The organism is Streptomyces sp. SCSIO 30461, assembly GCF_037023745.1.
Lineage (GTDB): Bacteria > Actinomycetota > Actinomycetes > Streptomycetales > Streptomycetaceae > Streptomyces.
In genome coordinates, this window is record NZ_CP146101.1 from 3663007 (window position 1) to 3689230 (window position 26224).

The 26224-nt window shown below is 69.8% G+C and carries 21 protein-coding genes and 2 pseudogenes; 14 read left to right on the forward strand and 9 right to left on the reverse strand.

Annotated features, from left to right (window positions below; genetic code table 11):
* Nucleotides 1-5: 5 nt before the first annotated feature.
* The 4 genes from V1460_RS16125 to V1460_RS16140 all read left to right on the forward strand — a co-directional run bounded on the left by V1460_RS16125 (nt 6) and on the right by V1460_RS16140 (nt 3375).
* Entirely contained in the window at nt 6-416 is a 411-nt protein-coding gene (locus tag V1460_RS16125) for a DUF742 domain-containing protein (protein ID WP_338674409.1), read from the forward strand.
* A gap of 123 nt (nt 417-539) precedes the next feature.
* On the forward strand, nt 540-1505 hold the full coding sequence (locus V1460_RS16130) for a nucleoside hydrolase (protein WP_338674410.1): 966 nt from the start codon (nt 540-542) through the stop codon (nt 1503-1505).
* A 296-nt stretch (nt 1506-1801) separates the two neighbouring features.
* On the forward strand, nt 1802-2644 hold the full coding sequence (locus tag V1460_RS16135) for a pentapeptide repeat-containing protein (RefSeq protein ID WP_338674411.1): 843 nt from the start codon (nt 1802-1804) through the stop codon (nt 2642-2644).
* 170 nt (nt 2645-2814) lie between these two features.
* Complete coding sequence (locus V1460_RS16140) at nt 2815-3375, forward strand: type 1 glutamine amidotransferase domain-containing protein (RefSeq protein WP_338674412.1); 561 nt, start codon at nt 2815-2817, stop codon at nt 3373-3375.
* A 37-nt stretch (nt 3376-3412) separates the two neighbouring features.
* Here V1460_RS16140 and V1460_RS16145 read toward each other — a convergent pair.
* A pseudogene (locus V1460_RS16145) lies at nt 3413-3870 on the reverse strand (NAD(P)/FAD-dependent oxidoreductase); the annotation flags it as partial.
* Nucleotides 3871-4276: 406 nt separating this feature from the next.
* Here V1460_RS16145 and V1460_RS16150 point away from each other — a divergent pair.
* The 3 genes from V1460_RS16150 (at nt 4277) to V1460_RS36330 (ending at nt 6017) form a co-directional block, all read left to right on the forward strand.
* Complete coding sequence (locus tag V1460_RS16150; RefSeq protein WP_338674413.1) at nt 4277-4885, forward strand: ATP/GTP-binding protein; 609 nt, start codon at nt 4277-4279, stop codon at nt 4883-4885.
* A 135-nt stretch (nt 4886-5020) separates the two neighbouring features.
* Nucleotides 5021-5434, forward strand: coding sequence for a roadblock/LC7 domain-containing protein (locus V1460_RS16155; RefSeq protein WP_338674414.1), 414 nt, complete (start codon nt 5021-5023; stop codon nt 5432-5434).
* Nucleotides 5435-5528: 94 nt separating this feature from the next.
* A complete protein-coding gene (locus tag V1460_RS36330) occupies nt 5529-6017 on the forward strand; it encodes a DUF6397 family protein (protein ID WP_407077465.1) in 489 nt (162 codons plus the stop codon).
* Nucleotides 6018-6026: 9 nt separating this feature from the next.
* On the opposite strand, the gene V1460_RS16160 is transcribed toward V1460_RS36330, so the two are convergent.
* The gene (locus V1460_RS16160) at nt 6027-7109 is read right to left on the reverse strand and encodes a phosphatidylinositol-specific phospholipase C domain-containing protein (RefSeq protein WP_338674415.1); all 1083 of its coding nucleotides are present in this window, start codon (nt 7107-7109) and stop codon (nt 6027-6029) included.
* A gap of 226 nt (nt 7110-7335) precedes the next feature.
* Here V1460_RS16160 and V1460_RS16165 point away from each other — a divergent pair, with 226 nt between their 5' ends.
* Nucleotides 7336-8895 (forward strand): ATP-dependent DNA ligase, encoded by a 1560-nt coding sequence (locus V1460_RS16165; RefSeq protein WP_338674416.1) that lies wholly within the window; start codon nt 7336-7338, stop codon nt 8893-8895.
* A gap of 17 nt (nt 8896-8912) precedes the next feature.
* Here the strand turns inward: V1460_RS16165 and V1460_RS16170 are convergent, their stop codons facing one another.
* Complete coding sequence (locus tag V1460_RS16170) at nt 8913-9830, reverse strand: lytic polysaccharide monooxygenase (protein ID WP_338674417.1); 918 nt, start codon at nt 9828-9830, stop codon at nt 8913-8915.
* 255 nt (nt 9831-10085) lie between these two features.
* On the opposite strand from V1460_RS16170, the gene V1460_RS16175 reads away from it, so the two are divergent.
* Nucleotides 10086-12008, forward strand: a complete 1923-nt coding sequence (locus V1460_RS16175; RefSeq protein WP_338674418.1) for a VanW family protein — start codon at nt 10086-10088, stop codon at nt 12006-12008.
* 10 nt (nt 12009-12018) lie between these two features.
* On the opposite strand, the gene V1460_RS16180 is transcribed toward V1460_RS16175, so the two are convergent.
* A complete protein-coding gene (locus tag V1460_RS16180; protein ID WP_338674419.1) occupies nt 12019-12720 on the reverse strand; it encodes a TetR/AcrR family transcriptional regulator in 702 nt (233 codons plus the stop codon).
* Between the two features lie 127 nt (nt 12721-12847).
* Here V1460_RS16180 and V1460_RS16185 point away from each other — a divergent pair, with 127 nt between their 5' ends.
* Nucleotides 12848-14086, forward strand: coding sequence for a saccharopine dehydrogenase C-terminal domain-containing protein (locus V1460_RS16185; RefSeq protein WP_338674420.1), 1239 nt, complete (start codon nt 12848-12850; stop codon nt 14084-14086).
* A 313-nt stretch (nt 14087-14399) separates the two neighbouring features.
* Here V1460_RS16185 and V1460_RS16190 read toward each other — a convergent pair.
* Nucleotides 14400-14919, reverse strand: a pseudogene (locus V1460_RS16190) (transglycosylase domain-containing protein); the annotation flags it as partial.
* A gap of 7 nt (nt 14920-14926) precedes the next feature.
* Nucleotides 14927-15100: a hypothetical protein gene (locus V1460_RS16195; RefSeq protein WP_338678394.1), complete on the reverse strand. Its 174-nt coding sequence runs from the start codon at nt 15098-15100 to the stop codon at nt 14927-14929.
* A 67-nt stretch (nt 15101-15167) separates the two neighbouring features.
* On the opposite strand from V1460_RS16195, the gene V1460_RS16200 reads away from it, so the two are divergent.
* The 4 genes from V1460_RS16200 to V1460_RS16215 all read left to right on the forward strand — a co-directional run bounded on the left by V1460_RS16200 (nt 15168) and on the right by V1460_RS16215 (nt 22849).
* Nucleotides 15168-16391: a SpoIIE family protein phosphatase gene (locus V1460_RS16200; protein ID WP_338674421.1), complete on the forward strand. Its 1224-nt coding sequence runs from the start codon at nt 15168-15170 to the stop codon at nt 16389-16391.
* Between the two features lie 95 nt (nt 16392-16486).
* On the forward strand, nt 16487-18985 hold the full coding sequence (locus V1460_RS16205) for a SpoIIE family protein phosphatase (protein WP_338674422.1): 2499 nt from the start codon (nt 16487-16489) through the stop codon (nt 18983-18985).
* A gap of 245 nt (nt 18986-19230) precedes the next feature.
* Nucleotides 19231-20874: a ricin-type beta-trefoil lectin domain protein gene (locus tag V1460_RS16210; protein ID WP_338674423.1), complete on the forward strand. Its 1644-nt coding sequence runs from the start codon at nt 19231-19233 to the stop codon at nt 20872-20874.
* Nucleotides 20875-21118: 244 nt separating this feature from the next.
* Nucleotides 21119-22849 (forward strand): S8 family peptidase, encoded by a 1731-nt coding sequence (locus tag V1460_RS16215; RefSeq protein ID WP_407077617.1) that lies wholly within the window; start codon nt 21119-21121, stop codon nt 22847-22849.
* Between the two features lie 89 nt (nt 22850-22938).
* Here V1460_RS16215 and V1460_RS16220 read toward each other — a convergent pair whose 3' ends face one another.
* From V1460_RS16220 to V1460_RS16230, 3 genes are all read right to left on the reverse strand, one after another.
* The gene (locus V1460_RS16220) at nt 22939-24447 is read right to left on the reverse strand and encodes a glutamate synthase subunit beta (protein ID WP_338674425.1); all 1509 of its coding nucleotides are present in this window, start codon (nt 24445-24447) and stop codon (nt 22939-22941) included.
* A gap of 105 nt (nt 24448-24552) precedes the next feature.
* A complete protein-coding gene (locus V1460_RS16225) occupies nt 24553-25011 on the reverse strand; it encodes a transglycosylase SLT domain-containing protein (protein WP_338674426.1) in 459 nt (152 codons plus the stop codon).
* A gap of 329 nt (nt 25012-25340) precedes the next feature.
* Nucleotides 25341-26222 carry a YegS/Rv2252/BmrU family lipid kinase gene (locus V1460_RS16230; protein ID WP_338674427.1) on the reverse strand — a complete coding sequence of 294 codons (882 nt, stop codon included), beginning with the start codon at nt 26220-26222 and terminating at the stop codon, nt 25341-25343.
* Nucleotides 26223-26224 lie beyond the last annotated feature (2 nt).

A 26224-nucleotide genomic window follows, 5' to 3' on the forward strand; every position in this document is an offset into this window, starting at 1 on the left:
CGACCATGGACGATGCCGGCGACGGCGGTCGGAAGCCGGGCAGCCGCTGGTATGACGCCGAGGCCGGGCCCCTCGTGCGTCCCTATGCCATGACCGGAGGGCGGACGAAGCCCGGGGCCGGTGCCGAACGCTTCGACCTCATCGCGCTGGTCGACCTGGCTCCGGACGCGCTGGCCCGGGCGGAGCAGTCCCTCATCGGCCCCGAGCACCGGACGCTCATCGTGCTCTGCTCGCACGACACCCAGTCGGTGGCGGAACTCGCCGCGGGCGCCGACCTGCCCGTGGGTGTCGTACGCGTCCTTCTGGGCGACCTGCTCGAAGCCGGTCTGGTAGCCGTCAGCAGGCCCGTGCCCCCGGCCCAGCTCCCGGACGAGAGGATCCTCCGGGAGGTGATCGACGGCCTCAGAGCGCTGTGAGGATGCGACGACCGGGTCAGGCCGGGGGCGGGCGGGGACGACGTCGGCGTCGCGGTCCCCGGGTCCCGCACGGCACACTGGTGTGGCACCTCCACGACCGGACGAGACAGCCGAGGAGCACCCGTGCCCGTCCCGATCATCATCGACTGCGATCCCGGACACGACGACGCGATCGCCATCCTGCTCGCCGCCGGCGACCCCGCGGTCGAGTTGCTGGCGATCACGACGGTGGCCGGCAACCAGGTGGTCGAGAAGACCACCCTGAACGCCCGTCGTATCTGCACTGTCTCCGCCATCACCGACGTCCCGATCGCCGCCGGCTGCGCCCACCCGCTCGTGGGACCCCGCGATGTGGCCGATGACGTGCACGGGCACTCCGGGATGGACGGCCCGAGCTTCGGCGAGCCCACCGTGAGCGCTGTCCCCGAGCACGCCGTCGATCTGACGTACCGGATCCTCACCGGCCACCCGGAGCCGGTCACCCTTGTCCCGACCGGCCCTTTGACCAATATCGCCCTGCTGCTGACCCGCTATCCCGAGGTGGCGCCTCACATCCGGGAAATCGTCCTCATGGGAGGTTCCACCGATCGGGGGAACCGCACTCCCGCGGCGGAGTTCAACATGTACGTGGACCCCGAGGCCGCCGACATCGTCTTCCGCAGCGGTCTGCCCGTGACCATGTGCGGGCTCAACGTCACCCACCAGGCGCTGGCCACACCCGATGTCCTCGCCCGCTTCGAACGACTCGGCACCGAGCTCGGCGGCATCTGCGTGGACCTGATGACGTTCTTCGCCGCCAGTCACCGCAAGCTGTGGGGCTTCGAGGCTCCGCCTCTCCACGATCCGGTGGCGGTGGCCAGGGTCATCGATCCCGCGATCGTCCACTGCGCCGAGGCGAGTGTGGCCGTCGAACTACGGGGGGCGCACACGCGCGGGGCGACCGTCGTGGACCTGGACCGGTATCTGGACCGGCCGGTGAACGCCCGGGTGGCGCTCGGCCTCGATCGTGAGAAATTCTGGGACCGGATCGTCACGGCGGTCGGCAGGCTCGGCGAACGTGCGGTCAGGGCCCGGCAGGCCGGACCCTGACCGGCGGTACTCGGCTCCCGGTCGATCAGCGTGTCCGAGCGTCTCAACGCCCGGGCCGGCAGGCCGCAAACGCGGTGGTGGACGATATCGGCGGACTGCGAGAATGCCTGTTCGAGCCGGGAGGCTCGGGTTGGTGGAAACCTGAACGAACGAGGTGCGACGTCGTGTCGGAGCAGCGCGGGACAGATGCCCGCAGGACAGGCACGCCTGGGGCAGATGTCCGTGCGGCAGACGCGCGCGGGGCGGACACGCGACGCCGGACGGAGCCATGCGGCACCGACGCCACCAGGACCGCCGTGGGCGGGGCGCCCGACGCGGCCGGCGGCGCGGCCGGAAACCCGGAGCTGCGGGCCGACTGCGGGAGCTGCTTCGGTCTGTGCTGCGCAGCCCTGCCGTTTGCCGCATCGGCCGACTTCGCTGTCGACAAGCCCGCCGGAAAGCCCTGCAGCCACCTCGGCGACGACTTCCGGTGCGGCATCCACGACCGGTTGCGGGAGCGCGGCTTCCCGGGCTGTACCGTCTACGACTGCTTCGGCGCCGGTCAGAAGGTCTCCCAGGTCACCTTCGGTGGCGTCAGCTGGCGCCGGCGGCCCGAAACGGCACAGCGGATGTTCGCGGTCTTCCCTGTGCAGCGGCAGCTGCACGAACTGCTCCGTCATCTGGCCGAGGCACTGGAACTGCCGGCCGCACGCAGTCTGCACGCCGAGATCCGCCGTCTCCGGGACGACATCGACTCGCTGACCCGTCAGGAGCCCGCCGCTCTGCTCGAGGCTGATGTCGCGGCCCTACGAGCCCAAGCCGGTGATCAGCTGCTGCGCGCGAGCGCCTTGGCCCGGGCCGATGCGAAACCCGGGCGCAGGAAGAACCGGCGGGGAGCCGACCTCTTCGGTGCGCGACTGGCCGGAGCCGACCTGCGGGGAGCCGATCTGCGTGGTGCCTGCCTGATAGCCGCCGACCTCAGCACCGTCGACCTGCGCCTCGCGGACCTCCTCGGCGCCGACCTCCGCGACGCGGATCTGAGCGGCGCCGACCTGACCGGCAGCATCTTCGTCACCCAGCCCCAGCTGCAGCAGGCAAAGGGCGACGCGACGACCCGGCTCCCACGGGGGCTGAGTCGCCCCGCCCACTGGTCCGTGTAGCCCGCGAGCCAGGATGCGGGCCCCCTCTGCTCCCGTCACTTTCTCCTCGTTCGGCATAAGGCTGCGCTACACGGGTAGGTGCCAGCCTTGTCAGGTCGCGTCCCGCAGATGCGTTCCGACCACCCGGCGGGCCGGCACCGCAAGCGGGGTGTGCAGGAGTAGCCGAGACCATGAACATCGCCTTCCTCATGGCGCCGGAAGGCGTCGAGCAGATCGAGCTCACCGCTCCCTGGCAGGCCGTGGCGGGTATCGGCGGAACACCGCTGCTGCTTTCCACCGAGCCCGGCCGTATCCAGGCGTTCCACCACCTCGACAAGGCCGACTCGTTCCCGGTGGACCTGGTGGTCCCAGGTGGTTCCGCGCTGGACTACGACGGGTTGATACTGCCCGGAGGCGTCGCCAATCCTGATGCCCTGCGTATGGACGAGCGAGCCGTGGCGTTCGTCCGGGCGTTCTTCGAGGAGGGCAAGCCGGTGGCGGCGATCTGCCATGCGCCGTGGATGCTTGTGGAGGCCGACGTCCTCCGTGGCAGGGCTCTCACCTCGTGGCCCAGCCTGCGCACCGATATCCGCAATGCGGGCGGCATCTGGGTCGACGAACCGGTGAAGGTGTGCAGGGAGGGTCCGAACACACTGGTCACCAGTCGTAGGCGGAGCGATCTCAAGGCCTTCTGCTCGGCCGTCTCAGCGGAGTTCGCCAGGGCTGTGGCCGGGGCGGGCGCCGGTCGCTGACCGTACTCCCGGTACTCGGGGATGTGACGGCCGCGTGTCACTCACTTTCCGGGACACCGGAGAACCGGGCGAGCTCGGGCGACGCCGAGTCCAGTGGGACCGACCAGGAGCGAAGCAGGCCGAGTTGCACACCTTGGCGTGCGAGAACCGTGTCCGGCCGCCAGCCGATCGCGACCCGCACCCGGTTGCCCGGCATGGCGGCGAGGTGGTAGCCGTGGGTGACAGCGCCCGCCCCGGGTCCGGACAGCGGGGATGCCCATCGGATTGGCAGCCGCCCGCACTCCGCCCAGATCCACCGCGAAACCCAGGTCATGGTGCTTGTACGGCCGGGCTGTCCCGTAACCCGGGGAGGCGGTCGCGTTGTTGACCGCGACGGCGCCCTGCCGCGTGGCGTGCTGCGCGGTCATCGGGGTCAGGGGGGAACCCCCGCTCACCGCCGTCACCCGTGTCACCGGAACCCGGGCGGGTCAGGTCGGGTACGGCCGCGGCGTCCCCGCGACGACCCGGGCCACTTGGTTCCGGGGCGTCGGTTGGTCGGGTTGTGGCTGGGGTTGGGACCGGGGCCGGCGCTGCACGGCAAACCGCCTCCCACGAGAAGGGGGTGTGCGATGGGCGTGGCAGACGGAATGTCCGCCCGTTGGACCCTCTGAGCCAGGGTCTCTCGGACGAGTTGTCGCGGCCATGCGAATTGCGAATCCATCAGATCAGTCAATGAGTCAGGAACGATCACATCGGGCAAAAAGCGATCACGACCCCCGGGTCTGCCACGTCGGTTGCCATACTTCTCACGCCACACAGAACAGATGTGCTGATGTCGGATCCCTGCGGGTTTCCTCGTCCGAAGGCGGGTCCTGACCTGCGGTCCTTTCCGGCGCTTGGCATCCGACGAGAGAAGTGATGCATGGCCACCGAGCTCTCTGGCGGCGCAGGAGCGGATTCCGCCGCTCTCGCGCTGAAGATACTGGTCGCCGGCGGATTCGGGGTCGGCAAGACGACCCTCGTGGGGGCGCTCAGTGAAATCCGTCCGCTGCGTACCGAGGAACAGCTCAGCGCGGCGGGTCAGACCGTGGACGACACCGGGGGAGTCGACCGGAAGGCCACGACGACCGTGGCCATGGACTTCGGCCGCATCACCATCCGCTCGGGGCTGTCGCTCTATCTCTTCGGCACGCCAGGCCAGGACCGCTTCTGGTTCCTATGGGACGAGCTCGCCCAGGGGGCACTCGGTGCCGTGGTGCTCGCCGACACACGGCGTCTTGCGGACAGCTTTCCCGCCGTGGACTACTTCGAGCACCGTGCCATCCCCTTCGTCGTCGCCGTCAACTGCTTCCCTGGCGCGCGCACATACGGGGCGCACGAGGTATCAAGCGCCCTCGACCTCGACCGCGGTACCCCGGTGGTGCTGTGCGACGCGCGCGACCGCGACTCGGGCAAGGAGGTGCTCGTGCGTCTTGTCGAGTACGCGGGGCGCATGCATACGGCCCGACTGCTCAATGCCGTGAGTTCGTGAGCATGACGGGGCACTTACGGGGCGGCGATCCGGAGCCCCCGGGGCGTTGGGCCCCGGTCGAGTCCTTGCCCTTACGCAGACGGTAGGCGAGGCTTGCGCAGACGGGGATACGGGGATACCTGGGGAGGATCGGGCATGGCGTTGGACAAGGGACTCGACTGGCTGCTGGACGACCTGATCAAGCGCGTCGACCACATACGGCACGCGCTGGTGCTCTCGAACGACGGCCTGGTGACCGGGGCGAGCACCAGCCTCGCACGGGAGGACGCGGAGCATCTCGCCGCGGTCTCGTCGGGGCTGCACAGCCTCGCACGGGGCTCGGGCAGGCATTTCCGTGCGGGAAGCGCCCGTCAGACGATGGTCGAGTTCGACGACGCGATGCTGTTCGTCACCGCCGCGGGTGAGGGCAGTTGCCTCTGTGTGCTGAGCGAAGCCGAGGCTGACGTCGGTCAGGTCGCCTATGAGATGACCCTGATGGTGAGCCGGGTGGGGGAGCATCTCGCGGTGGGCGCTCGCCAGCCCGGCCGGATGACGCTCTCCGGGTTCTGAGGCGCCCTTCGGGCTGTCGGTTCGGAATTCGTCCACAGGCTCAGCGGGAATCTGCACTTCGCGCTACCGTCGTGACTCAGAGTGATCGACATGTATGAGAGCGCGGGGGAGTCCGTCATGGCCGAGAGCAACACCGCAACTACCGCGAACGGTGCGACTGCGCCTGCGGTATCGCCAGGGCCTTTCGGACCAGGTCGGATCAGGGACCAGGGCACGCGAGCCCGGCAGGATCGAGCGGGCGTATGTGGAGCGGCTGCGCCCCGACCCACCGGACAAGCCCCCGGCGCCGTTCACCGTCCCCGCGGCAAGGGGCGAGCCGCTGCTGGCGGACGACCCGGACGAGGTCGCATGGCACCGGATGGGCCCGTTCCTCGCTGTGGACGAGGCGCGGGCTTGGCACCCGGAACCTGGTCATGACGGCGGGCGGGCGCCGCCACCGAGACCGGGCCCGTCTCGTACCCCGGCGCCCGTCCCGGCGGTCGCGGACCTCGGCGGTGTGCGAAACCCGCGGGCGCGACGGGCGGTCCGGCGACTCCTCACGCGGCTGAGTCCGCGCGGGAAGTCACCGGCCGGAAGGGGGTGACATCCCGGATCAGGGTGTCCGGGAGCCGCTGCCGCCCGAGGTTCCACGCGGTACGACCGTGCTGAGCACGGACGGAAGCGGATACCAGTCGGTGGAGACCACGGTGGCGTGCTTTCCGGCGAGCAGGGCCACCCGGTCGCGTGCCTGCGCCTCGGTGGGGTTCGTGCCGTCGATGGCGGGTGCCACGCCGGCCGCGCCGGTCATGACGAGCAGGTAGTGGTTCCGGTCGTACCAGGCGGTGTCGATCGACCCGGCGGCGAACGCGGAGGCACCGCCGTCGAACACCACGAACCAGGGCCGGATCGTGGTGTCCGCGTAGCGCGTGCGAGGGTCGCCCGCCTGAGCTCCGAGCACGGCGGGGAACGCGGCAGCCTCGGTCAGGCGCCCCGAGGCTGCCAGTCCGCGCAGATGCTCGGCGTACTCACGATCGGTCCACAGGGTGTCGAACGGGTTCTCCTGCTCCAGCGTTCCCGGGATCAGCTCGACGATGAACTTGCCGGCCATGTCCGAGCGTGAAGGCCAGCCCTGGGCGCGCACGGCGGTGTCGAGGTCGCTGTGGCGCCCCGACAGCTCGGCCGGCCGGAACAGCGCGTCGCCCAGCCGTGCCGTCAGCAGGGCGTCGAGCGCGGCCGGCCCTCGGCCGTACTTGCCCTGGAAGCCGTCCTTGAACTCCATCTTGAGCACGATCGGCCGGTGCCCGGGGTTGGCGTTGTGCCAGGCGCGGATGTCGGAGAGGCAACCGCCGAGATCCTGGTTCCGTGACTTCGCCCGCAGTTGCGAGGCTGTCGCCGCGTTCACGCAGTTGTTGTCGTTTCCGAAGGGGTTGCTGTGCGAGACACGCCATGACTTGCCGAACACATTGGTCCACACGTCCAGTTCGAGCATTCCTGCACCCGAGTCGAGGGCGTCCGCGAGATACGGGTACTTCGTCTTCTCATAGGCGTTGTGGAGGCCGACCGAGGTCGTGGACGAGTACGCCGGTCCGGCTGTGGTCCCATGCGCCGCGGCCGACTGGGCGCCCGTCGGTGCGAGCACGATCCCTGCCAGCGCCACGGCGATCGCGGGCGCGGCCGTACGCGAGAGCTTTCTCATGGTCCTCTGCCTGCTGTGTGTCGGTGGATGAAGCAAATCGACGGCAGGTTAGGGGAGTTGGGTGGCGGATGGGAGGTGTTCAGCCGTCCTGCGGGAATTCGGTGGTGGACTTCGGCGGTGTGCGCGAGAGCAGGGAGGTCTCCCTGGAAGGGGAATGGCTGCACCGTCCGGTGTCCGCTGAGCCGTAGCACGTGCACATCGGCGGCGGACCGGGCACGATGGCGGCATGCTGCTGGCCCGTCTCGCGGAGGTGTCGCGGCAGGTCGCCGCTGAGCCGTCCCGCACCGCCAAGATCGCGTCGCTCGCCTCGCTGTTCTCCGGCGCGCGACCCGAGGATGCCGCCCTGGTCATCTCCTACCTCGCGGGCAGACTGCCGCAAGGACGGCTGGGCGTCGGCTGGAGGGTGCTCAAGGACCGTGTGCCGCCGTCCGCCGAACCGGTGCTGACGGTCGCGGCGGTCGATGCCGCGTTCACCGCGCTCGCCCAGGTCTCCGGGGCCGGTGCCCAGGCGGAGCGCAAGCGCAGGGTCCAGGACCTGATGGGCGCGGCGACGGCGTCCGAGCAGGATTTCCTGCTCCGTCTTCTGACGGGCGAGGTGCGCCAGGGCGCGCTGGACGCGGTCGCGCTGGAAGGCGTCGCCAAGGCCGCGGGTGCCTCCGCGGCCGAGCTGCGGCGCGCGGTCATGCTGGAGGGCTCGCTCGCCCGGGTGGCCGAGGCGCTACTCGCCGAAGGCCCCGATGTCCTCCCGTCCTTCCGACTGCGCGTGGGCAACCCCGTGCAGCCCATGCTCGCGCACACAGCCGCGTCCGTCGCGGATGCGGTGCGAGCCGTCGGGGCGTGCGGGATCGAGGAGAAGCTGGACGGGGTGCGCGTCCAGGTGCACCGCTCCGGTGCCGAGGTACGTGTCTACACGCGGTCCCTTGACGACATCACAGCGCGGCTCCCCGATGTCGTCGCCGCGGTGTCCGCACTGCCGGAGGAGCGCTTCATCCTGGACGGCGAGCTGATCGCGCTCGGCCCCGACGGCAGGCCTCTGCCCTTCCAGGACATCGCCTCGCGCGTCGGTTCCCGTGCCGATGTGGCCGCTGCGACCGCCGCCGTGCCGCTCTCTCCCGTCTTCTTCGACATCCTCGCAGTCCGGGGCGGCGGCAAGGCAGGCACCGGTGATCTGCTCGACATGCCCGGACATGAGCGCCACGCGGCCCTGACCCGCCTTGTGCCGGAGCGCATGCGTGTGCGCCGCTGCGTCGTGGCGGACCCCGGTTCGGTAGCACAGCTGAGGGCGGCCGAGGCATTCCTGGCGGAGACCCTCGACCGCGGTCATGAGGGCGTCATGGTGAAGGCGCTGGACGCCCACTACGTAGCGGGGCGCCGCGGTCGCTCATGGCTGAAGGTGAAGCCCGTACACACCCTCGATCTCGTGGTCCTGGCCGTGGAGTGGGGTCATGGTCGCCGTACCGGACTGCTGTCCAACCTCCACCTCGGCGCCCGCAGGGCCGACGGCGGCTTCGTCATGCTCGGAAAGACCTTCAAGGGACTCACGGATGCGATGCTCCGCTGGCAGACGGACCGGCTGGGCGAACTCGCGGTCTCCGATGACGGCTTCACCGTCGGCGTCCGGCCGGAGCTCGTCGTGGAGATCGCCTACGACGGCCTCCAGCGTTCCACCCGCTATCCCGCGGGTGTGGCCCTGCGGTTCGCCAGGGTCGTACGGCACCGGCCCGACAAGAGCGCGGCGGACGCGGACACCATGGAGCAGGTGCTCTCCCCCACGGCAAGCAGGTAGAGCGGGCTGAGAGGCGATCAGACCCGGTGTCTGCGCCGAGCGTAGGCGGCCCCCGTGACAGCAGCGGCTACGGCCAATGCCCCCAAGCCCGCCACCAGCATGACGGGAACGCCGCGGCTGCTTGTGCCGGCGGCGGGAACAGCGGCGACGCCGGAATCGGTACGCGAGTGAGCCGAGCCCGTACCGGATGCGCTCGTACGGGCGGGGGCCGGGGCGGCGCTGGTACGGGTGGGGGCTGCCGTCGGCGGGTTCGCCGACGGAGGCGTGGGCGCACTCGGGGCAGCCGCCGGCCGGGCAGGGGAGAGCACCACATCGGAGCAGGAGTAGTACGTGTCAGGCGTGTCGGAGTTCTGCCAGACGGTGTAGAGCACGTGGCGGCCCTCCCGGCCCTTCGGCAGCGCGCCCCGGACGCGGTAGACGCCGCCGCGGAGCTCCGGATCGGTGACCGAGGCGACCGGCTCGTTCTCCAGGTCGTCCCAGCGCAGGGGGACGCCCGGGTCGTAGCCGTCCTTGGTCAGATACACCCGGAACGTTCCCCGATGCGGAATCGTCGAGGCGTACGTGAGCGTGAACGGTGCCCCCGCCTTGAGTGAGGTGGCCGGCCAGTCGTCTCGTGCCGCGTCGAGTTCCTTGTAGAGGTCGATGCCCGCACTGCAGAGCTGCCGGTCGGGAATCATCAGGCGGTCGCGCCCCGCGACATCCGCGACACGCAGGTTGTCCCACTTCGCGAAGGCCGTGGCTCCGCCCGCCCGCACCGCCGCGACGCATGCGGCCGACCGCGCGTGATCACCACGGGGACCGCAGGCGACCGCCCGACTCGCCGGATCCGTCGGAGCGCCGTGTGCCCCGGCCTGTGTGGCGCAGACCGCGACGAGAACGCTCGAAGCGCCACCGATGAGAGCCGCCAGTGCGACGGGGCTGCGGTGAACGGACATGCTCGGGGGGCTCCTCCCGGCGCGGGGTGGCGACAGCGGAGGCTGCCGTCTCCCCTCATACGGTCCGAGGGGCACCCGTCGTTCATCCCGGGCCGCGAACGAGCGGGGGCGACGGGGCCCTCAGGCTCGTGACATCAGTCACAAGCGGAGTGCATTTCGCCCGTTTTGGTGAATTATGGATATTCGTTTTGTGTGGTTTGGGCCTTCTGTGGCCCCGAGAGGGTCCCCGATCAGTCGGAGCCCGCAGGGAGAAATATGAGACAGGCGCTCCGCAAGGCGGGCACCAGGCGTATCGCTCTGCCCGTCGTAGGAGGAGCTGTCGTGGCCGGGCTGGGTCTCTACGCCGCCGGTCTCGCGGCCGGGGACATACCCGACGGCACCCGGGTGCGCGGCATCGACATCGGCGGCATGAGCCGAGTGGACGCCCAGCGGGCCCTCGACCGCAAGCTCAGCCCGGACTTCGCCGAGCCCATCGCCCTGAAGATCGGTGACCGCACCGAGAAGGCTGCTCCCGGCACTCTGGGGCTCTCCCTGGACACGGCCGCGATCGTCGAGCGTGCCGCCGATCCGGCTTCGGACCCCGTGACGGTGATCCGCAGAGTCGTCGCGTCCCCCGCACGCGATGTCGAGCCCGTCGTACGTGTCGACGAGGACAAGACGCGCGCCGCGATCGAGCGCATCGGCCGGAGCATCGAGCGACCGGCCCGGGACGGAGCCATCACCTTCGAGAACGGCGCGGCGCACGCGAGCGCACCGGTCACCGGGACGGCGCTGGACCAGGACAAGGCGCTGGCCGCCGTTCGAGAGGCTTCCCTGCGTCCCGCCACGGCCACCAAGGAGGTCGTCCTGCGGGTCAAGCGGACCCAGCCCCGCATCGGCGCCGACGAGACGGCCAGGGCCATGCGCGAAATCGCCCGGCCCGCGATGTCGGCCCCCGTGACGCTCACGCTCGGCGACCGGCACATCACCATCGCCCCGGCCACACTGGGCAAACACCTGGCGATGAAGGCCGGCAACCCCGGCGGATCCGCCAAGGGCAACCGGCTCGCCATGTCCCTCGACGTGCACGGCCTGATGACCGACCCGGCCGTCGCCCAGCCGCTGCGCGAGGCCTCCCAGGGGCCCCGGGAGCCGAAGTTCCGTCTCGACGCCCGCGACCGCGTCGTGGTGGCAGAGGAGGCTCGAGTGGGACGACCAGTCACCGAGAAGGCCTTCGGAGACGCCGTCCGTCCCCTCCTCACCCGCTCGGGCAAGGCTCGTACCGGCGAGATCGCGGCACGCGCGATCCAGCCACAGCTCACCTCCGCATCGGCACGTGAGCTGGGGATCACGGAGAAGGTCTCCTCGTTCACCGTGAACTTCCCGGCGGCACCCTACCGAAGCACCAACATCGCCCGTGCCGTGGAGCTCATCGACGGCTCACTCGTCATGCCCGGCAAGGAGTGGAGCTTCAACCGGACCGTCGGCGAGCGGACCCCGGAGAACGGCTTCGTCGACGGCATCATGATCAACGACGGTCGGTATGTGAAGTCGCCGGGCGGCGGGGTCTCCGCCGTTGCGACGACCATGTACAACGCCATGTTCTTCGCCGGGGTCAAGCCGCTGGAGTACGGCGCCCACTCGTTCTACATCGAGCGCTACCCGGAGGGCCGCGAGGCCACGGTCGCGTGGGGCACACTCGACCTGCGCTGGAGCAACGACTCCGGCCACGCCCTCTACATCCAGGCCTCGTCCACCGACACGTCGGTCACCATCACGTTCCTCGGCACCAAGAAGTACGACGAGATACGCGCCACCAAGGGCCCGCGCACCCGCATCACACCCCCGGGCAGTCGCGAGGACAGCGGTCCCACCTGCGAGGTCCAGACGCCGCTCGAGGGCTTCGACGTCTCTGTCGGACGTGTCTTCGTCCAGGACGGCCGCGAGGTCAAGCGGGAGGACTACGAGACCCACTACACGCCCCGGGACAAGGTCACCTGCACTTTGGAGGAGTCCGAGAAGCCCGCCGCCACGCAGAGCCTCCCCCCGGAAACCTCGGATGCCCCGGCGGCCCCCGCCTCATCGGATGCCCCTGCCGCCGCCACGGGGACCCGGGCGGCCACGGAGACCTCCGTGGCCTCGCCGACCTCGGTGGCCAAGGAGGTCGCCGCCGAGAACCCCGAACCCGGCGTCGGTTGAGTCGCGTACGTCAGGGCCCCGCCAGCCGGGCCGCCGCGCTCTCGATGAGCATGTCCAGAGCTGCCGGATACGCGCTGACGTTCATCTCCGCGACCAGGTAGGGCGCCGCAGGAGCGATATGCGGGTGCGTGCTCGCGGGCAGTCCTGCGTAGGTGGCTCGCCACACCGCCTCGTCCGCGCGCCGGGCAGCCTCCGGCAGGGCGAGAGCGGCGGCGTCCAGCGCCGCGAAGGCGAGTGTCTGGTCGATGAAGCAGTGGTAGACGCGCACCGCGTCGGCGGTGGCGAAGCCCGCCCGGTGCAGCACGCCCAGGACCGCTTCGTCCGAGGCGATCTCGTGCGCCCTGCCCGACACCCGGCTCGCCGTCAGCACAGCGGCCTGGGGATGTGCCAGATACGCGGTGTGGATCCGCAGACCGAGCGTCCGCAGGTCCTTCTGCCAGTCGTACGTCGGTGACCACCCCCGCAGGGCCCGCCCGATGAGCGCGTCCCCGACCGCAAGGGTCAGTTCGTCCATGCCGCGGAAGTACCGGTAGAGCGTGCTGGGGTCAGCACCCAGCGCCGCGCCGAGCCGACGTGCCGTGAGTCCCTGGCCGCCGTGTTCACGCAGCATCCGCAGCGCCGTGTCCACGATGAGCTGCTCGGAGAGCACCGTGCCGCCCTTGGTGGGGCGTCGGCGACGACGCAGATGCTCGGGTACCACCCTCTTCGGCATCGACCGACCAGCCTCACTCTCGGTGACTCTTACGCCAACGCTATTGACCGTATCAACGGCCCTGCGTTTCATCCAGGCACGGGGCGACGCCTCGTGCAGACTTCGGGCTGAGCGAAAGGACCTGGCTATGCGTGTATTGCTGATCGGTGCCGGTGGGGTGGGGACGGCCTTCACCCGGATCGCGGCTCGTCGAGACTTCTTCGAGCGGATGATCGTGGCCGACTACGACGAGTCACGAGCAGTGTCGGCGGTGGAAACCCTCGCCATGGCGGGGGAGGGGGCTCGCCCGGACGGGCGCTTCGCCGCAGCCCGTGTCGACGCGTCGGACGAAGCCGCCGTCACCGCGCTGCTGGAACGCGAACGCTGCGACGTCCTGGTCAACGCCACCGACCCCCGATTCGTCATGCCCTTGTACCGCGCGGCGCTCGCCGCCGGCGCCCACTACCTCGACATGGCGATGTCCCTGTCCCGGCCGCACCCCGAGCGCCCGTACGAGGAGTGCGGGGTCAAGCTCGGCGACGAGCAGTTCGCCCTGGCGGACGAGTGGGAGAAGTCCGGGCGGATCGCGCTGGTCGGCATGGGGGTCGAACCGGGCCTCTCCGACGTCTTCGCCCGCTACGCGGCCGACGAACTCTTCGACACCATCGAGGAGGTCGGCATCCGGGACGGCGCGAACCTCACCGTCGAGGGCTATGACTTCGCGCCCTCGTTCAGCATCTGGACCACCATCGAGGAGTGCCTCAACCCTCCGGTGATCTACGAGAAGGGCCGTGGCTGGTTCACCACACCGCCGTTCAGCGAGCCCGAGGTTTTCGAGTTCCCCGAGGGAATCGGCCCGGTGGAGTGCGTCAACGTCGAGCACGAGGAGGTGCTGCTGATCCCCCGCTGGGTCAAGGCCGACCGCGTCACCTTCAAGTACGGGCTCGGCGAGGACTTCATCAACACCCTCAAGGTCCTGCACCAGGTGGGCCTGGACCGTACCGACCCCGTGACCGTGAGGTCGTCCGACGGGCCCGTCCAGGTCTCCCCCCGTGACGTGGTCGCCGCCGGGCTCCCCGATCCGGCCCGACTCGGCGACAGGATGCGCGGGAAGACCTGCGCGGGCACCTGGGTCAAGGGGACCAAGGACGGCAAGCCCCGTGAGGTGTACCTCTACCACGTCGTCGACAACGAGTGGTCCATGAAGGAGTACGGCTCCCAGGCCGTGGTCTGGCAGACCGCCGTCAACCCGGTCGTCGCCCTGGAACTCGTCGCCGACGGGTCGTGGACGGGGAAGGGCGTGCTCGGGCCTGAGGCCTTCGCGCCGAAGCCGTTCCTCGATCTGCTCACCGCCTACGGCTCTCCTTGGGGTCTGCGCGAGGACTGACGGCGCTACGGTTCCCCGCCGCGTCATCCTTTCGCTACGGGTACCGCCGCCCTGGAACCCACCCCTGGCTCACCGCCATCCTCCCCACCGGATGCCAACCGAGCACAAGGGACAGCCCTTATGGGCACGACGTCGGGGCGGGACACCGGTACGGAGGCGGTGGGGCGGGGAGCGGAGGGCGGAGGGCTCTCGCGCCGCGTGCTGTTGGGCGCGGGAGCCGCCGCCGGTGTGGGCGCGGTCGCCGCGAGCACCCAGCAGGGCAGCCTGCCGGGCCGCAACCCACAGGGCCGGGTGGCGCGCGAATCGTATGCGGACGCTGCACCGCACGTTCCCTGTCGCCGGAGCCGGCCGCCGGGTCGAAGGCGTTCCCGCCTTTCAGCAGCGCTGCCAGGAAGGCGCCCTGACTGGGGTTCAACCGGTCGACGCCCACCCCGTAGTACGCCTTCGCCGCAGCCTGGATCCCGTATGCGCCGCGGCCGAACCAACTGGTGTTGAGACAGCCCTGGAGGATCTCGTCCTTCGGCTTCCGGCTGTCGAGCTTCAGCGCGATGCAGAATTTCCTGCACCTTGCGGGACAGCGTCTGCTCCTGGGACAGATAGGTGTTCTTCACATACTGCTGGGTGATGGTGGAGCCGCCCTGGGTCTCCTGCCCCCGGGCCATGTTGCCGACCGCGCGCGCCAGCCCGGTGAAGGAGACACCGGAGTCCGAGTAGAAGCCCGCGTTCTCGGCGGCGATGGCGGCGTTGCGGACCGACACGGGCACGGTGGCCAGCGGTACGTTCTGGCGGTTGACCGCGCCCACGGTCACCATCGGGCTGCCGTCGGCCCAGTGCCTCCGGTCAAGCCCCGCGCGTATCCACCGGAACCGCAAGGGTCTTACCGAGCAGTACGAAGATCGTGGGGGCTGTGTTGACCGCCTCGACCGTGATGGAGTTCACACCGTCGTCGGTCGCTGTGCCGGCCGGGACGGTCCGGCCGAGCGGTCGCAACGAGCGCGAGCGCGAGGGCGCCAAGCCTCGTAGATTGATCAGAGAGACGGGGTCGTCGTCCGTACGTCCGGAAGGGCAGGCGCGTGATGGCATGACTATCGACTACTCAGCGCTGTTCGCCGCCACGCCCAGCCCGTATCTGGTGCTCGACACGGACTTCATGATCGTCGACGTCAACCGCGCCTATCTGCTCGCCACCTTCAGGACCAGGGAGGACCTGATAGGGCAGTACGTCTTCGACGCCTTCCCGGACAACCCCGCCACCCCGGACATCGACGGCGTGGCCAATCTCCGCTCCTCACTGCACCGCGTGGTGGACAGCCGCTCGCAGGACTCGATGGCTCTCCAGCGGTACGACATCCCGCTCGTGGACCAGCCGGGCCGGTTCGAGGAGCGGTGGTGGTCCACGATCAACACTCCGGTCCTCGACGCACAGGGTGCCACCGCCTGGATCATCCACCGGGTCGAGGACGTCACCGCCTTCATCCGCTCCCGAAACACCGGAGGCGCGCCGAGGGAGCGAGAAGAGGAGATGGAGGCCGAGCTCTACGCGCGGGCACGCGAGCTCCAGCGGCTCAACGAGGAACTCCGCGACGCCCACGCCCGGGAGCGCCAGGTCGCGCTCACCCTGCAAGAGGCCATGCTGCACGCCCCCGACCTCGTCAAACACCAGGACATCGCGGTGCGGTATCTGCCCGCAGTCGGTTCGCTCAACGTCTGCGGTGACTGGTACGACGTCGCCGACCTCACCGAGGAACGGTTCGCCGTGGCGGTGGGCGACGTCGTGGGCCACGGTCTGGAGGCCGCGACCGTCATGGGCATGCTCCGCAGTGCCCTGAGCGCGGCGACCAGAGCCGTCGCGGGTCCGGCCCAGGCCCTGGAAGTGCTGGGTCTGTACGCCCGTTCCGTGGAGGGGGCGCTGGCGGCCACGGCCGCCCAGGTGGTCATCGACACCCGTAGCCGGCTGATCACATACAGCAGCGCCGGACATCCGCCACCCGTCCTGCTGCACGGCGACGGCGCCTGCGAGCTGCTGGACCAGGCCACCGACCCTCCGCTCGGCACCCGCCCCGCCCATGTGCCGCGGCCGCAGACGAGCTGCTCCTACGGCGCCGACGCCGCGCTGGTGCTCTACACCGACGGACTCATCGAGCGACGCGGTGAGGACATCGATGCCGGTATCGCGAGGCTCACCGACGCCCTCGCCCAATATCACCGGCTCGGTGCCGAGCGCCTGGCCGACGCGGTGCTGGCGCGGCTGGGCGTCAGCGGCGGAGCCGGTGACGACATCGCCCTCGTGGTGGTGCGGCTGTGAGTTCCGCATAGCGGTCCACGCTGTTGCGGGGGCCTGGCGGTGGGCGGATTCTGGACATGATGAAACCGGGCCGATGGGGCGCCGTGAGTGTGCGGATGTCAGCCGAGAACGTCGATTTCCGTGGCCCCCTGGACATCACCAGGGCGGCCACGTTGGTGCTCGACAACCGGTCGATGGTCATCGGCTGGAGTCCCGCGGCTCAGGAACTGCTGGGCTATCGGCCCGAGGATGTCGTGGGCCGGCCGCTGGAGACATTCCTGACCTATGCCTCAGAGGGTTCGGTGGCCGACGTGTCCGGCGGATCCGTGCCACCACCCGGGGCCCCACGGCTCGACGAGGGGGATGTGTGCGTCGCGGTCCACCGGGACGGTCGGCGGATGACGCTCGTAGCCGCGGTCTGCCCGCTGACCGGTGCGGTCGGGGCGGGCAAGGTCCTGGTGGTGGCGGAACACGAGCGGCTCAGGCTGTGGAAGTCCCGCCTCGCCCTGCTGAACGGCCTGGCCACCCAGTCTCCGGTCGGTCTCGCCATCCATGACACCGACCTTCATCTGATGTGGTGCAATGCCGCGTACGAAGGCGAGATCGGTATGCCGTTCGCCGCGTTCCGCGGCATGCGGGGCTCCGATCTGTACCCCGACGGCAGGTTCATCTCGCCGGGCTACCCGGAGTTGCTCGACGACGTCCTCGGCCATGTGCTGAAGACCGGTGAGGCGCTGCTCGATCTGCACTTCCGCGGTGAGCAACCCAGTGATCCCGGCGTCGAGCACCTGTGGTCCTGCTCCTACTACCGGCTACAGGACCCGGACGGCTATGTGTTCGGCGTCTGCGAGGACGCCTTCGACATCTCCGAACGCTACGAAGCCCAAAGGCAGCTGAATCTGCTCGTGGAGGCCAGCCGTCGCGTCGGTACGACGCTGGACGTCGTCGCCACGACGGAGGAACTGGCGGAGGTGGCGGTACCGGCGTTCGCCGACCGGGTCGACATCGACATCGTCGCCGCGGTCCTGGAAGGGGAAGTGCCAGGGGTGCTGGGCCCGGACTCGGTGCTGGTCCGCACTGCCGGGCGCTGTGTCGAGACCCGGACCGGCGACAGCGGCGCAACCGGCGGGATCAGGGGCACCGGGCACGCCGTGCCGGCCGAGTCGCGGCCCGCGCGCCCGGTGACGTACCCCAGCGGGTCGCCGCAGCACCGCAGCCTCGCCTCGGGAGGTCTGGTGCTGGAGGAGGACACCCTGGTGGTGCCGTTGCGGATCGGCGGCAGCCCGCTGGGCCTCGTCAGCTTCGTCCGCGGTACCGGGCCGGGCGTCTTCGACAGGGGCGCGATCGCACTGGCGGACGAACTGGTCGGCAGGGCAGCGGTGTCCATCGACAACGCCCGGCGCTTCGCCCGCGAGCGCGCGGCGGCCCTCGCTCTCCAGCGCCGGCTGCTGCCGCGCCATCTGCCGCCGAACTCGGCGGTGGATCTCGCCTACCGCTATCTGCCCACGGACGACGTCACCGGTGTGGGCGGTGACTGGTTCGATGTCATCCCGCTGTCCGGAACCCGCGTCGGACTTGTCGTCGGCGACGTGGTGGGGCACGGGGTCCATGCCGCGGCCACCATGGGCCGGTTGCGGACCACCGTACGGGCACTCGCCCCGCTCGACATGCCCCCCGACGAACTCCTCACCCGGCTCGACGACCTTGTGGTCCAGGCCGCCGAGGACCGTCCGGGCCCCGGAATCGACACCACCGGTCCCACGGCGCACTCCCGGTTCACGGGCTCCGCCGGGCCCGCTGCGACTGCGGGAACCCTTGGGTTCACCGACAGTGAGGACGTGGCCACCGGAGCCACCTGCCTGTACGTGGTCTACGACCCGGCATCCCGGCACTGCACCATGGCCCGTGCCGGCCATCCGCCGCCGGCCGTCGTACACCCCGACGGGCGGGTCACCATCCTCGACCTGCCCGCAGGCCCGCCACTGGGCCTGGGAGGACTGCCGTTCGACTGCTTCGACGTCGAACTTCCCGTGGGTAGCCTGATGGCGCTGTTCACCGATGGACTGGTGGAGTCCCGGGACCGGGACGTCGACGAAGGACTGGCCACCCTGAAGCACGTGCTCACCGGCAGCAGCGGGTCACTCGGCGATATCTGCGACCGGGTGGTGGCCGCGCTCCTGCCGGACGGCACGACCAGCGACGACTCGGCCCTGCTGCTGGTGCGCACCCGTGAGCTCGACTGCGACAAGGTCGCGACCTGGGACCTGCCGGCCGAGCCCGCGGCGGTCGGACGGGCTCGTGAGTCGGTCGCGGAGCGGCTACGGGCCTGGGGGATCGACGACTTGGTGTTCCCCACCGAGCTGATCGTCAGCGAACTGGTCACGAACGCGATACGGCACGGGGAGGGTCCGCTGCACCTTCGCCTGATCCTGGACCGCGTGCTCGTGTGCGAGATCGCCGACGCCGCGCACACCTCTCCCCATCTGCGCCACAGCACGCCTGACGACGAGGGTGGGCGCGGCTTGTTCATCGTGGCCCAGCTCGTCCAGCGTTGGGGGACCCGCTACGGGGCGTCCGGGAAGACCATTTGGACCGAACAGGCCCTTTCGTCATAGGTCGGCACGGCGACCCCGCCTGCCTGATGCCCAGTTGACGCGAACCCGGTGCCCGCGGCGGTGAAAGTCCGGCGCTGCTGCGGATTATTGACGCGACTTACCTTCGGAAACACCTTTCCAGGCGGGTACTGCTGCCCCCACCATGGGCTCTTGTTCCCGCAGGCAACAAACCGGAGGTGCTCCGGTGGCGGACCGATCGGCGCCTGGGGGCCGTCTGTCATGTGTAGTGGATGAGGGGTCACAGGGTGTCAGAGCTCCACCGTGCGGGTCCGGATGCCGCGCACGAGACGCGGACCCACACCGGCCTCACCGACGCCGAGCTCACCGAACGAGTTCGTGCCGGCGCCCCGGCCGCACAGCCTGCGGCACTGGAACTCAGGCGTCGCCATCTGCCCGCACTGCTCGCCTACACCCGCCTGTGCACAAGCAACCAGACGGCCGCCAACCAACTCGCCGTACGAGCCTTCGACCTCGCGATCCAGGAAACGCTCCGAGGCATCGAGCCGAGCGGGACATGGCGCCACCACCTGCTGAAGCTGGTGCAGCGCACCGGCCGTGACTGGGCCGCTCGAAGCCTCCGCCACCGCCTCGGACCCGGCTTCCTCGGCTGGATCGAGACCGGTGCGGAGGCCTCGTCCGCCATGGGCGTGGGTTTCGCCCGACTGCCGGAGCTGCTGCGTGGAGTCCTCTGGTACGCCGTCGTGGACAACGAGCCGGACGCAGTCGTCGGGGGTTTGCTCGGTATCACCGCGGACGTGGTCCCCGAGCTGCGGCCGAGGGCCCTGGACGCCATGCGCCGGGCGTGGATCCAGGCACATCTGGAGCACGGCGGGGCACCGGGTTGCCTGGGGTTCCGCCGCATCATCGAGGCCGCCACCGGCCCCGGGGACCGCCGGTACAGCAGGGACCTGACGCTCCATCTGGAGGAGTGCTCCGGCTGCGCCGGGCTGGTGGCCGCACTGACCAGGATGGCCGACGACCCCGGGATGGTGTGTGCCGAAGGCCTCGTCGGATGGGGCGGGGCCGCCTACGTCGCACATGTTCCGGCGCCCGGACTGTTCGACGCCGTCGTGGCCGGCCACGACGGGGGAGCCGTGCGGGGCGACGCCGCTCCGTTCGCCGGTGTGAACCAGGTGAGCGGAGCGGATCGGTTCGCGGGTGCGGTACGCGCCTCGTCCCGGGCCGTCGCCGCGGCTGCCGCGGTCGCGGGCGCCATCACGCTCGGCACACTCCTTGCCGCGGCCTCCAATGACACCGCGGCGGTGCATACAGGTGCCGTGGAATCGCCGATCCGGCGGACCGGACCCACCCTCGCCGCGCCTGTCCGCCCGTCCGACCCGTCGCCGTCCACGACACCCTCGAAGCGGCCCTCCCCTCGACCGACTGCGTCCGCGTCGGCGGCTCCACCGAAGAAGCCCTCCACATCGGAGCCCGCACCGTCCAGGAAGCCCGCTCCCGAGCCGTCGCGGATCCTTCCCGGTGGGGGTCGAACCCAGCTCGTCAACGGTGCGACGGGGTTGTGCCTGGACATCGAGGACGGCGTGCCGGCCAATCGCACCGATGTCGTGGCAGTGCCGTGCTCGGGAGCGGCCACCCAGCAGTGGAGCCTTGAGGCCAGCGGGCTGCTGCGCAGCGCCGCGGATCCGGCGTTCTGCCTGGACTCGCGTGGTGACACCGACCGTGGTGTCGGCATCTGGACATGTGACTCCGTCCACGGGGCGAACGGTGTGAACCTGCTCTTCACCATCGACGCCACGGGGATTCTGCACCCCCGGATCGCACCCGACTTCGCAGTGGAACCCAAGACGGATGAGGCAGGCAGCGAGGTCGGCCTGGAGCGAACCGATGAGCCGGATCGGGACCAGCGCTGGTCCGGCGCACGAACATGACTGCAATCAAAGCTATTTGACTGTTTGTCAGGTATGGGCGGGCACCCTTCGCGCGGAAGTGGGGCCGTCAAGCACTCTCGGCTGAAAGTGACTTGTGTGATCAAACTCTTCCCTTATGGGGTCATGGTCTGGCATCTTTCGTCCACCACTTCCCACATCGCGGCCCGGTACGTGTCACCGCACCACCGGGCTTTCGGAGGATGCTTTGCCTACCCCCATATCCCGCCGGCTCAGACGCTCGGTCGTGGCCATCGCCGCCCTCGGTGCGGCAGCGGCGTTCGTGACTCCCGCGGCCGCGGCCGAGGCGGCGCCCAGTGCCCCCACCGCGGCCACCGCGTCCTGGGCCGCGGGCACAAGGGCCTACCTGGTCATCACCACCCCCGGTGACACCTCCGCGGTACGCGGCGCGGTCACCGGCAACGGCGGCACGGTGTTCGCCTCCTACGACGCCATCGGTGTGATCGTCGCGCACTCGACGTCCAGCTCCTTCGCCGCCGCCATGCGCGGTGTCAGCGGTGTCCAGCAGGTCGGTGCCACGCGCACTTCCGACGTACCCGCCGACGCCTACAACCCCGCGCTGCCCACCGCGCCCAGGCAGGCCACCACCACCCTCACCGAGTCAAACCGCTGGGACATGACCCAGATCCAGGCGGACAAGGCATGGGCGGTCACCACCGGCTCCTCGGCCGTCAAGGTCGGAGTGCTCGACACCGGCGTCGACGACCTGCACCAGGACATCGCCCCCAACTTCAACGCGGCCGACTCCGCGTCCTGCGCCTACGGCAAGGCCGACACCCGGTTCGGCGCCTGGCGCGACGTGGACGACCACGGCACGCATGTGGCCGGCACCATCGCGGCGGCCAAGAACGGCAAGGGCGTCATCGGCGTGGCTCCGGGGGTGAAGATCTCCTCCGTACGGATCGCCGAGCCGGGCTCCAACCTGTTCTTCGCCGAGAACACCATCTGCGGCTTCATGTGGGCCGGCGACCACGGTTTCAAGGTCACCAACAACAGCTACTACACCGATCCGTGGCAGTTCAACTGCCCGGACAACGTGGATCAGGCGGCGATCATCGAGGGCGTCAGGCGCGCCCAGGAGTATGCCGAGGGCAAGGGCTCGCTCCAGGTCGCGGCGGCCGGCAACTCCAACTACGACCTCGCCAACAAGACCACGGACACCGAGAGCCCCAACGACTCCACTCCGGTGACCCGTACCATCACCAATGCCTGCATCGACATCCCCACCGAGCTTCCGGGTGTGGTGACCGTCTCCGCCATGGGCAAGGGCAACGTCAAGGCCTCGTACTCCAACTTCGGACGCGACATCATCGACATCGCGGCTCCGGGCGGCGACGGTGCGTCCGGCGTCTACTCGACGCTGCCGGGCGGCAAGTACGGCAACCTCAGCGGCACTTCGATGGCGTCCCCGCACGTGGCCGGAGTAGCCGCGCTGCTCGCGAGCACCAACCCCACCGCCACCCCTGCGGACCTGCGAGGCAAGCTGGCCTCACAGGCCACCGACACCGCCTGCCCGTCCGACAGCAGGTGCACGGGCACGACCACCAAGAACGGGTTCTTCGGCGAGGGCCAGGTCGACGCGCTCAAGGCCGTCGGCACCACCCCGCCGCCCGGCAAGTACTTCGAGAACACCACGGACGTCGCCATCGCCGACAACAGCACGGTCGAGTCCTCGATCGCCGTCACCGGTGTGAGCGGGAACGCGCCGTCGGCCCTCAAGGTCGGTGTGGACATCAAGCACACCTACCGCGGGGACCTCGTGCTCTCGCTGGTGGCCCCCGACGGCACCGTCTACACGCTCGAGGACTTCCCGAACAACGACAGCACCGACAACGTCGCCAAGACCTACACGGTCGACACATCGTCGGAGACCGCCTCCGGCACCTGGAAGCTGCGCGTGCGTGATGCGGCGTCCCAGGACACCGGGAAGATCGACGCCTGGAACCTGACCTTCTAGGAGCCGGGACCCTTCCGGAACCCGGACCATCGCTGCCGGGGCGCGGCGCGCGGCCGCGCCCCGGCAGCCCGTCGTACCGACCTGTGAGGTCAGGCAACCAGTGGCTGGTCGCCGGGTGCGATCGGTGCCGGAAGTACGGTACTGCCCGTCAGATAGCGGTCCGCCGCGGCTGCCGCGGCCCTGCCCTCGGCGATGGCCCATACCACCAGCGACTGCCCACGCCCGGCGTCACCGGCGACGAACACCCCGTCCAGTACGCCGCGGCCCGCATCGGTGGCCGTTCCCGCCAGTGCCCCGAAGCCTTCGTCCCGGGCGAAGTTCCCCCGTCCGTCCAGGGTGAGCCCGAGCTGCTCCCGCAGCCCGCCGTGCCGTTCGGGTCCGGAGAAGCCGAGTGCGATGAGGACCAGGTCCGCGGGGATCGCCCGCTCGGTGCCCGGCAGCGGACTCCTGCGTACGGGTTCCACTTCCGCCAGGCACAGCGCCCGCACCTGCCCGGGGCGGCCCTCGGCGAAGCTGAGCGTGGCGGAGGCGAACAGCCTGGGATCCGATCCCTCGCGGCCACGTGCCTCCTGGTGGGCGTGCGAGATCCGGTACACCTTCGGATGGGTGATCGGCCAGGGCTGGTGGTCAGGGCGCTCCTCGCCCGGTTCCGCGTTGATGTCGAGCTGGACCACCGAGGCGGCTCCCTGGCGCAGGGCGGTGCCCAGGCAGTCCGACGCGGTGTCGCCACCGCCGACGATCACCACCTGTTTGCCCTCGGCGCTGAGCGGGGTGGTCGCGTAGTCGCCCTCCTGGACGCGATTGGCGAACGTCAGATAGTCCATGGCCTGGTGAATGCCGCCGAGTTCCCGCCCCGGTACGGGCAGCTCGCGCTGTTCCATGGCGCCCACCGCGACGACCACCGCGTCATGGCGTCTGCGCAGCTCCCTGGCATCGAGATCACCGCCGACATCCACGCAGGTGCGGAACTTGGTGCCTTCCGCCCGCATCTGCTCGACGCGGCGGTCCAGATACCGCTTCTCCATCTTGAACTCGGGAATGCCGTAGCGCAGCAGTCCGCCGACCCGGTCGGCGCGTTCGTACACGGCGACGGTGTGACCGATTCGGGTGAGCTGCTGGGCGGCGGCCAGTCCCGCCGGTCCGGAGCCGATGACCCCCACCGACTTCCCGCTGAGACGCTCAGGAGGCTGCGGCGGCGTGTAGCCGCGTTCCCACGCTTCGTCGGCGATGGTCTGCTCGACGTTCTTGATGGTCACCGGGTCGGTGTTGATGGCCAGCACACAGGCGTCCTCGCAGGGTGCCGGACAGAGCCGCCCGGTGAACTCGGGAAAGTTGTTCGTGGCGTGCAGGCGCTCGGCGGCGGTCCGCCAGTCGCCCCGAGTGGCGTAGGCGTTCCACTCGGGGATGAGGTTTCCCAGCGGGCAGCCGCTGTGGCAGAACGGGATACCGCAGTCCATGCAGCGTGCCGCCTGCTCGGACACCAGAGGGAGCAGCGCCTGCCCCGCGTAGACCTCCTGCCAGTCGTCGAGCCGCTGCTCGACCGGCCGCGCCGGGATCGGGCGGCGTGGGGTCTTGAGGAAGCCGTGGGGGTCGGTCATACGCCGCCTCCGTCAGTCACTCGCGGTGCGTTACGGCGGTGTGACCAGAGTACGCCTGGTTTGTCCCGCTTTCACCGGACCGACTTCCGGAGGGGTGGGGGTTTCTCAGTACGCGCCGTTGACGTTGTCGATGGACCCGTAGCGCTTGGCGGCGTAATTGCATGCGGCGGTGATGTTGGCGATCGGGTCGTAGATGTCCCAAGAGGTTCCATTGACATGATATGTCCGAAATGTCGGATCAATTACCTGCATGAGGCCTTTGGAGGGAATGCCCGCCTTGGCATTCGAGTCCCAGAGGTTGATGGCGAAAGGGTCGCCGCCCGACTCGCGGATCAGATTGCGGCGGATCCCCTCGTGACTCCCGGGAATTCCCTCGGCCTTCATGACCAGTAGTGCGTGCTTGATCCAGACGTCGATCCGCTGAGGGCTGGCGGGAGTTGCCGATGCCTGGGCCGGGAAGAGGGCCGCGCCGGCGCCGAGCAGAAGGGTGGCGCCGACGGTGCCACCGGCGAGGCGGCGGAAAGCCTTGGATGTGGCCTTCTGGGGAAGAAGAGACAGCCGCATATGGCTAGGCCTTTCGCGTGATTCGTTCAGGTTGAGCCCGTCTGGTGCGGTTCATGGAATAAAAGTGAGAACCGCCCGGGGAATTCCTAGGATCCGAATACGGACGGTCTACGGCAAGTGCCGGTTTCTGTGATTGCCGCCACAAGAGTCTGAATTGGGCGAACCATCCCTGTCTCATTTCGGACATAAAGCCCCGATGGGGTGTGCTGTGAGTGGCGAAAAGCCCACGGGGCGACACCCTGAGGTGTCGCCCCGTGGGTCATGGGGGTCAGGTCAAGTGCCGGTGCGGCACGTTGAGTTCCATGCGAGACCGTTCTGCGCGGTGTGCTTCAGTGCAGCACCTTCAGCGCGCCCGGCTGGACCCTGGCCGTCACCGGGAGTGTGGCGTTGACCTCTCCGTCCGTTCCGTAGGGGACGGCGCGGTCGGCCTCGATGCGCACTTCCCTGCCCCGCACGATCTCGACCTCGGGCCGCTCCACGTGGGCGCCGGTCTTGAGCTCGTTCATCATCGTGAAGAAGAGGTGCCTCGGTGCGTGCCTGATGATCACGACGTCCAGCAGCCCGTCGTCGATCCGCGCGCCAGGGGCGATGTTGCGCCCCGATCCGTAGTAGCCCGAGTTGGCGGCGACCACGGTGTAGCCGCTGCGCTCGTACTCGACACCGTCCACGGTGACCCGGAACGCGGCCGGCCGCCAGGTCGCCATGGCCCGCAACCCGCCCGCGTAGTAGGAGGCCGCCCCGCGCAGCAGCTTCGCGGAGTTGGCGTGGAGGTTGGCGACCGCGTCGACCCCGGCGTAGACACTGCCCAGCACGGATGTCCTGGGGTGCACGGCGGACTCGACCTCGATGGTGTCGACGGGCCGGGGCGGGCCGTTCAGCAGCACGTCGACCAGCTCGCTCGGGTCGGTGGGCAGCCCCAGCGCGCGGGCGAAGTCATTGCCCCGCCCCGCCGGTACCAGGCCGAGCACCGTGTCCGTACCGCTCAGCGCCCCGCCCACACAGCCGGCCATCCCGTCACCGCCCACCGCGAGCACCACATGCCCCCGTTCACCGGCCTGGCGCGCGAGCTCCTGCGCGTGCTCCAGGCTCCGGCTGTACTGGGTGTCGAACTCGGCACCAGCCTCCCGCAGCAACCGGGCCACGACCAGCAGCCCGGCCGCTCCGCTGGAGCCTCCAGCGGTGGGATTGACGACGGCGGTGAACTGTCGCATGT

Bases quoted from the DNA above. Each gene is read 5' to 3' on its own strand.
- V1460_RS16125 (WP_338674409.1), top strand. From the start codon at position 6: ATGGACGATGCCGGCGACGGCGGTCGGAAGCCGGGCAGCCGCTGGTAT.
- V1460_RS16140 (WP_338674412.1), top strand. From the start codon at position 2,815: ATGAACATCGCCTTCCTCATGGCGCCGGAAGGCGTCGAGCAGATCGAG.
- V1460_RS16150 (WP_338674413.1), top strand. From the start codon at position 4,277: ATGGCCACCGAGCTCTCTGGCGGCGCAGGAGCGGATTCCGCCGCTCTC.
- V1460_RS16155 (WP_338674414.1), top strand. From the start codon at position 5,021: ATGGCGTTGGACAAGGGACTCGACTGGCTGCTGGACGACCTGATCAAG.
- V1460_RS36330 (WP_407077465.1), top strand. From the start codon at position 5,529: ATGAGAGCGCGGGGGAGTCCGTCATGGCCGAGAGCAACACCGCAACTA.
- V1460_RS16160 (WP_338674415.1), bottom strand. From the start codon at position 7,109: ATGAGAAAGCTCTCGCGTACGGCCGCGCCCGCGATCGCCGTGGCGCTG.
- V1460_RS16165 (WP_338674416.1), top strand. From the start codon at position 7,336: ATGCTGCTGGCCCGTCTCGCGGAGGTGTCGCGGCAGGTCGCCGCTGAG.
- V1460_RS16170 (WP_338674417.1), bottom strand. From the start codon at position 9,830: ATGTCCGTTCACCGCAGCCCCGTCGCACTGGCGGCTCTCATCGGTGGC.
- V1460_RS16175 (WP_338674418.1), top strand. From the start codon at position 10,086: ATGAGACAGGCGCTCCGCAAGGCGGGCACCAGGCGTATCGCTCTGCCC.
- V1460_RS16180 (WP_338674419.1), bottom strand. From the start codon at position 12,720: ATGCCGAAGAGGGTGGTACCCGAGCATCTGCGTCGTCGCCGACGCCCC.
- V1460_RS16185 (WP_338674420.1), top strand. From the start codon at position 12,848: ATGCGTGTATTGCTGATCGGTGCCGGTGGGGTGGGGACGGCCTTCACC.
- V1460_RS16200 (WP_338674421.1), top strand. From the start codon at position 15,168: ATGACTATCGACTACTCAGCGCTGTTCGCCGCCACGCCCAGCCCGTAT.
- V1460_RS16205 (WP_338674422.1), top strand. From the start codon at position 16,487: ATGTCAGCCGAGAACGTCGATTTCCGTGGCCCCCTGGACATCACCAGG.
- V1460_RS16220 (WP_338674425.1), bottom strand. From the start codon at position 24,447: ATGACCGACCCCCACGGCTTCCTCAAGACCCCACGCCGCCCGATCCCG.
- V1460_RS16225 (WP_338674426.1), bottom strand. From the start codon at position 25,011: ATGCGGCTGTCTCTTCTTCCCCAGAAGGCCACATCCAAGGCTTTCCGC.
- V1460_RS16230 (WP_338674427.1), bottom strand. From the start codon at position 26,222: ATGCGACAGTTCACCGCCGTCGTCAATCCCACCGCTGGAGGCTCCAGC.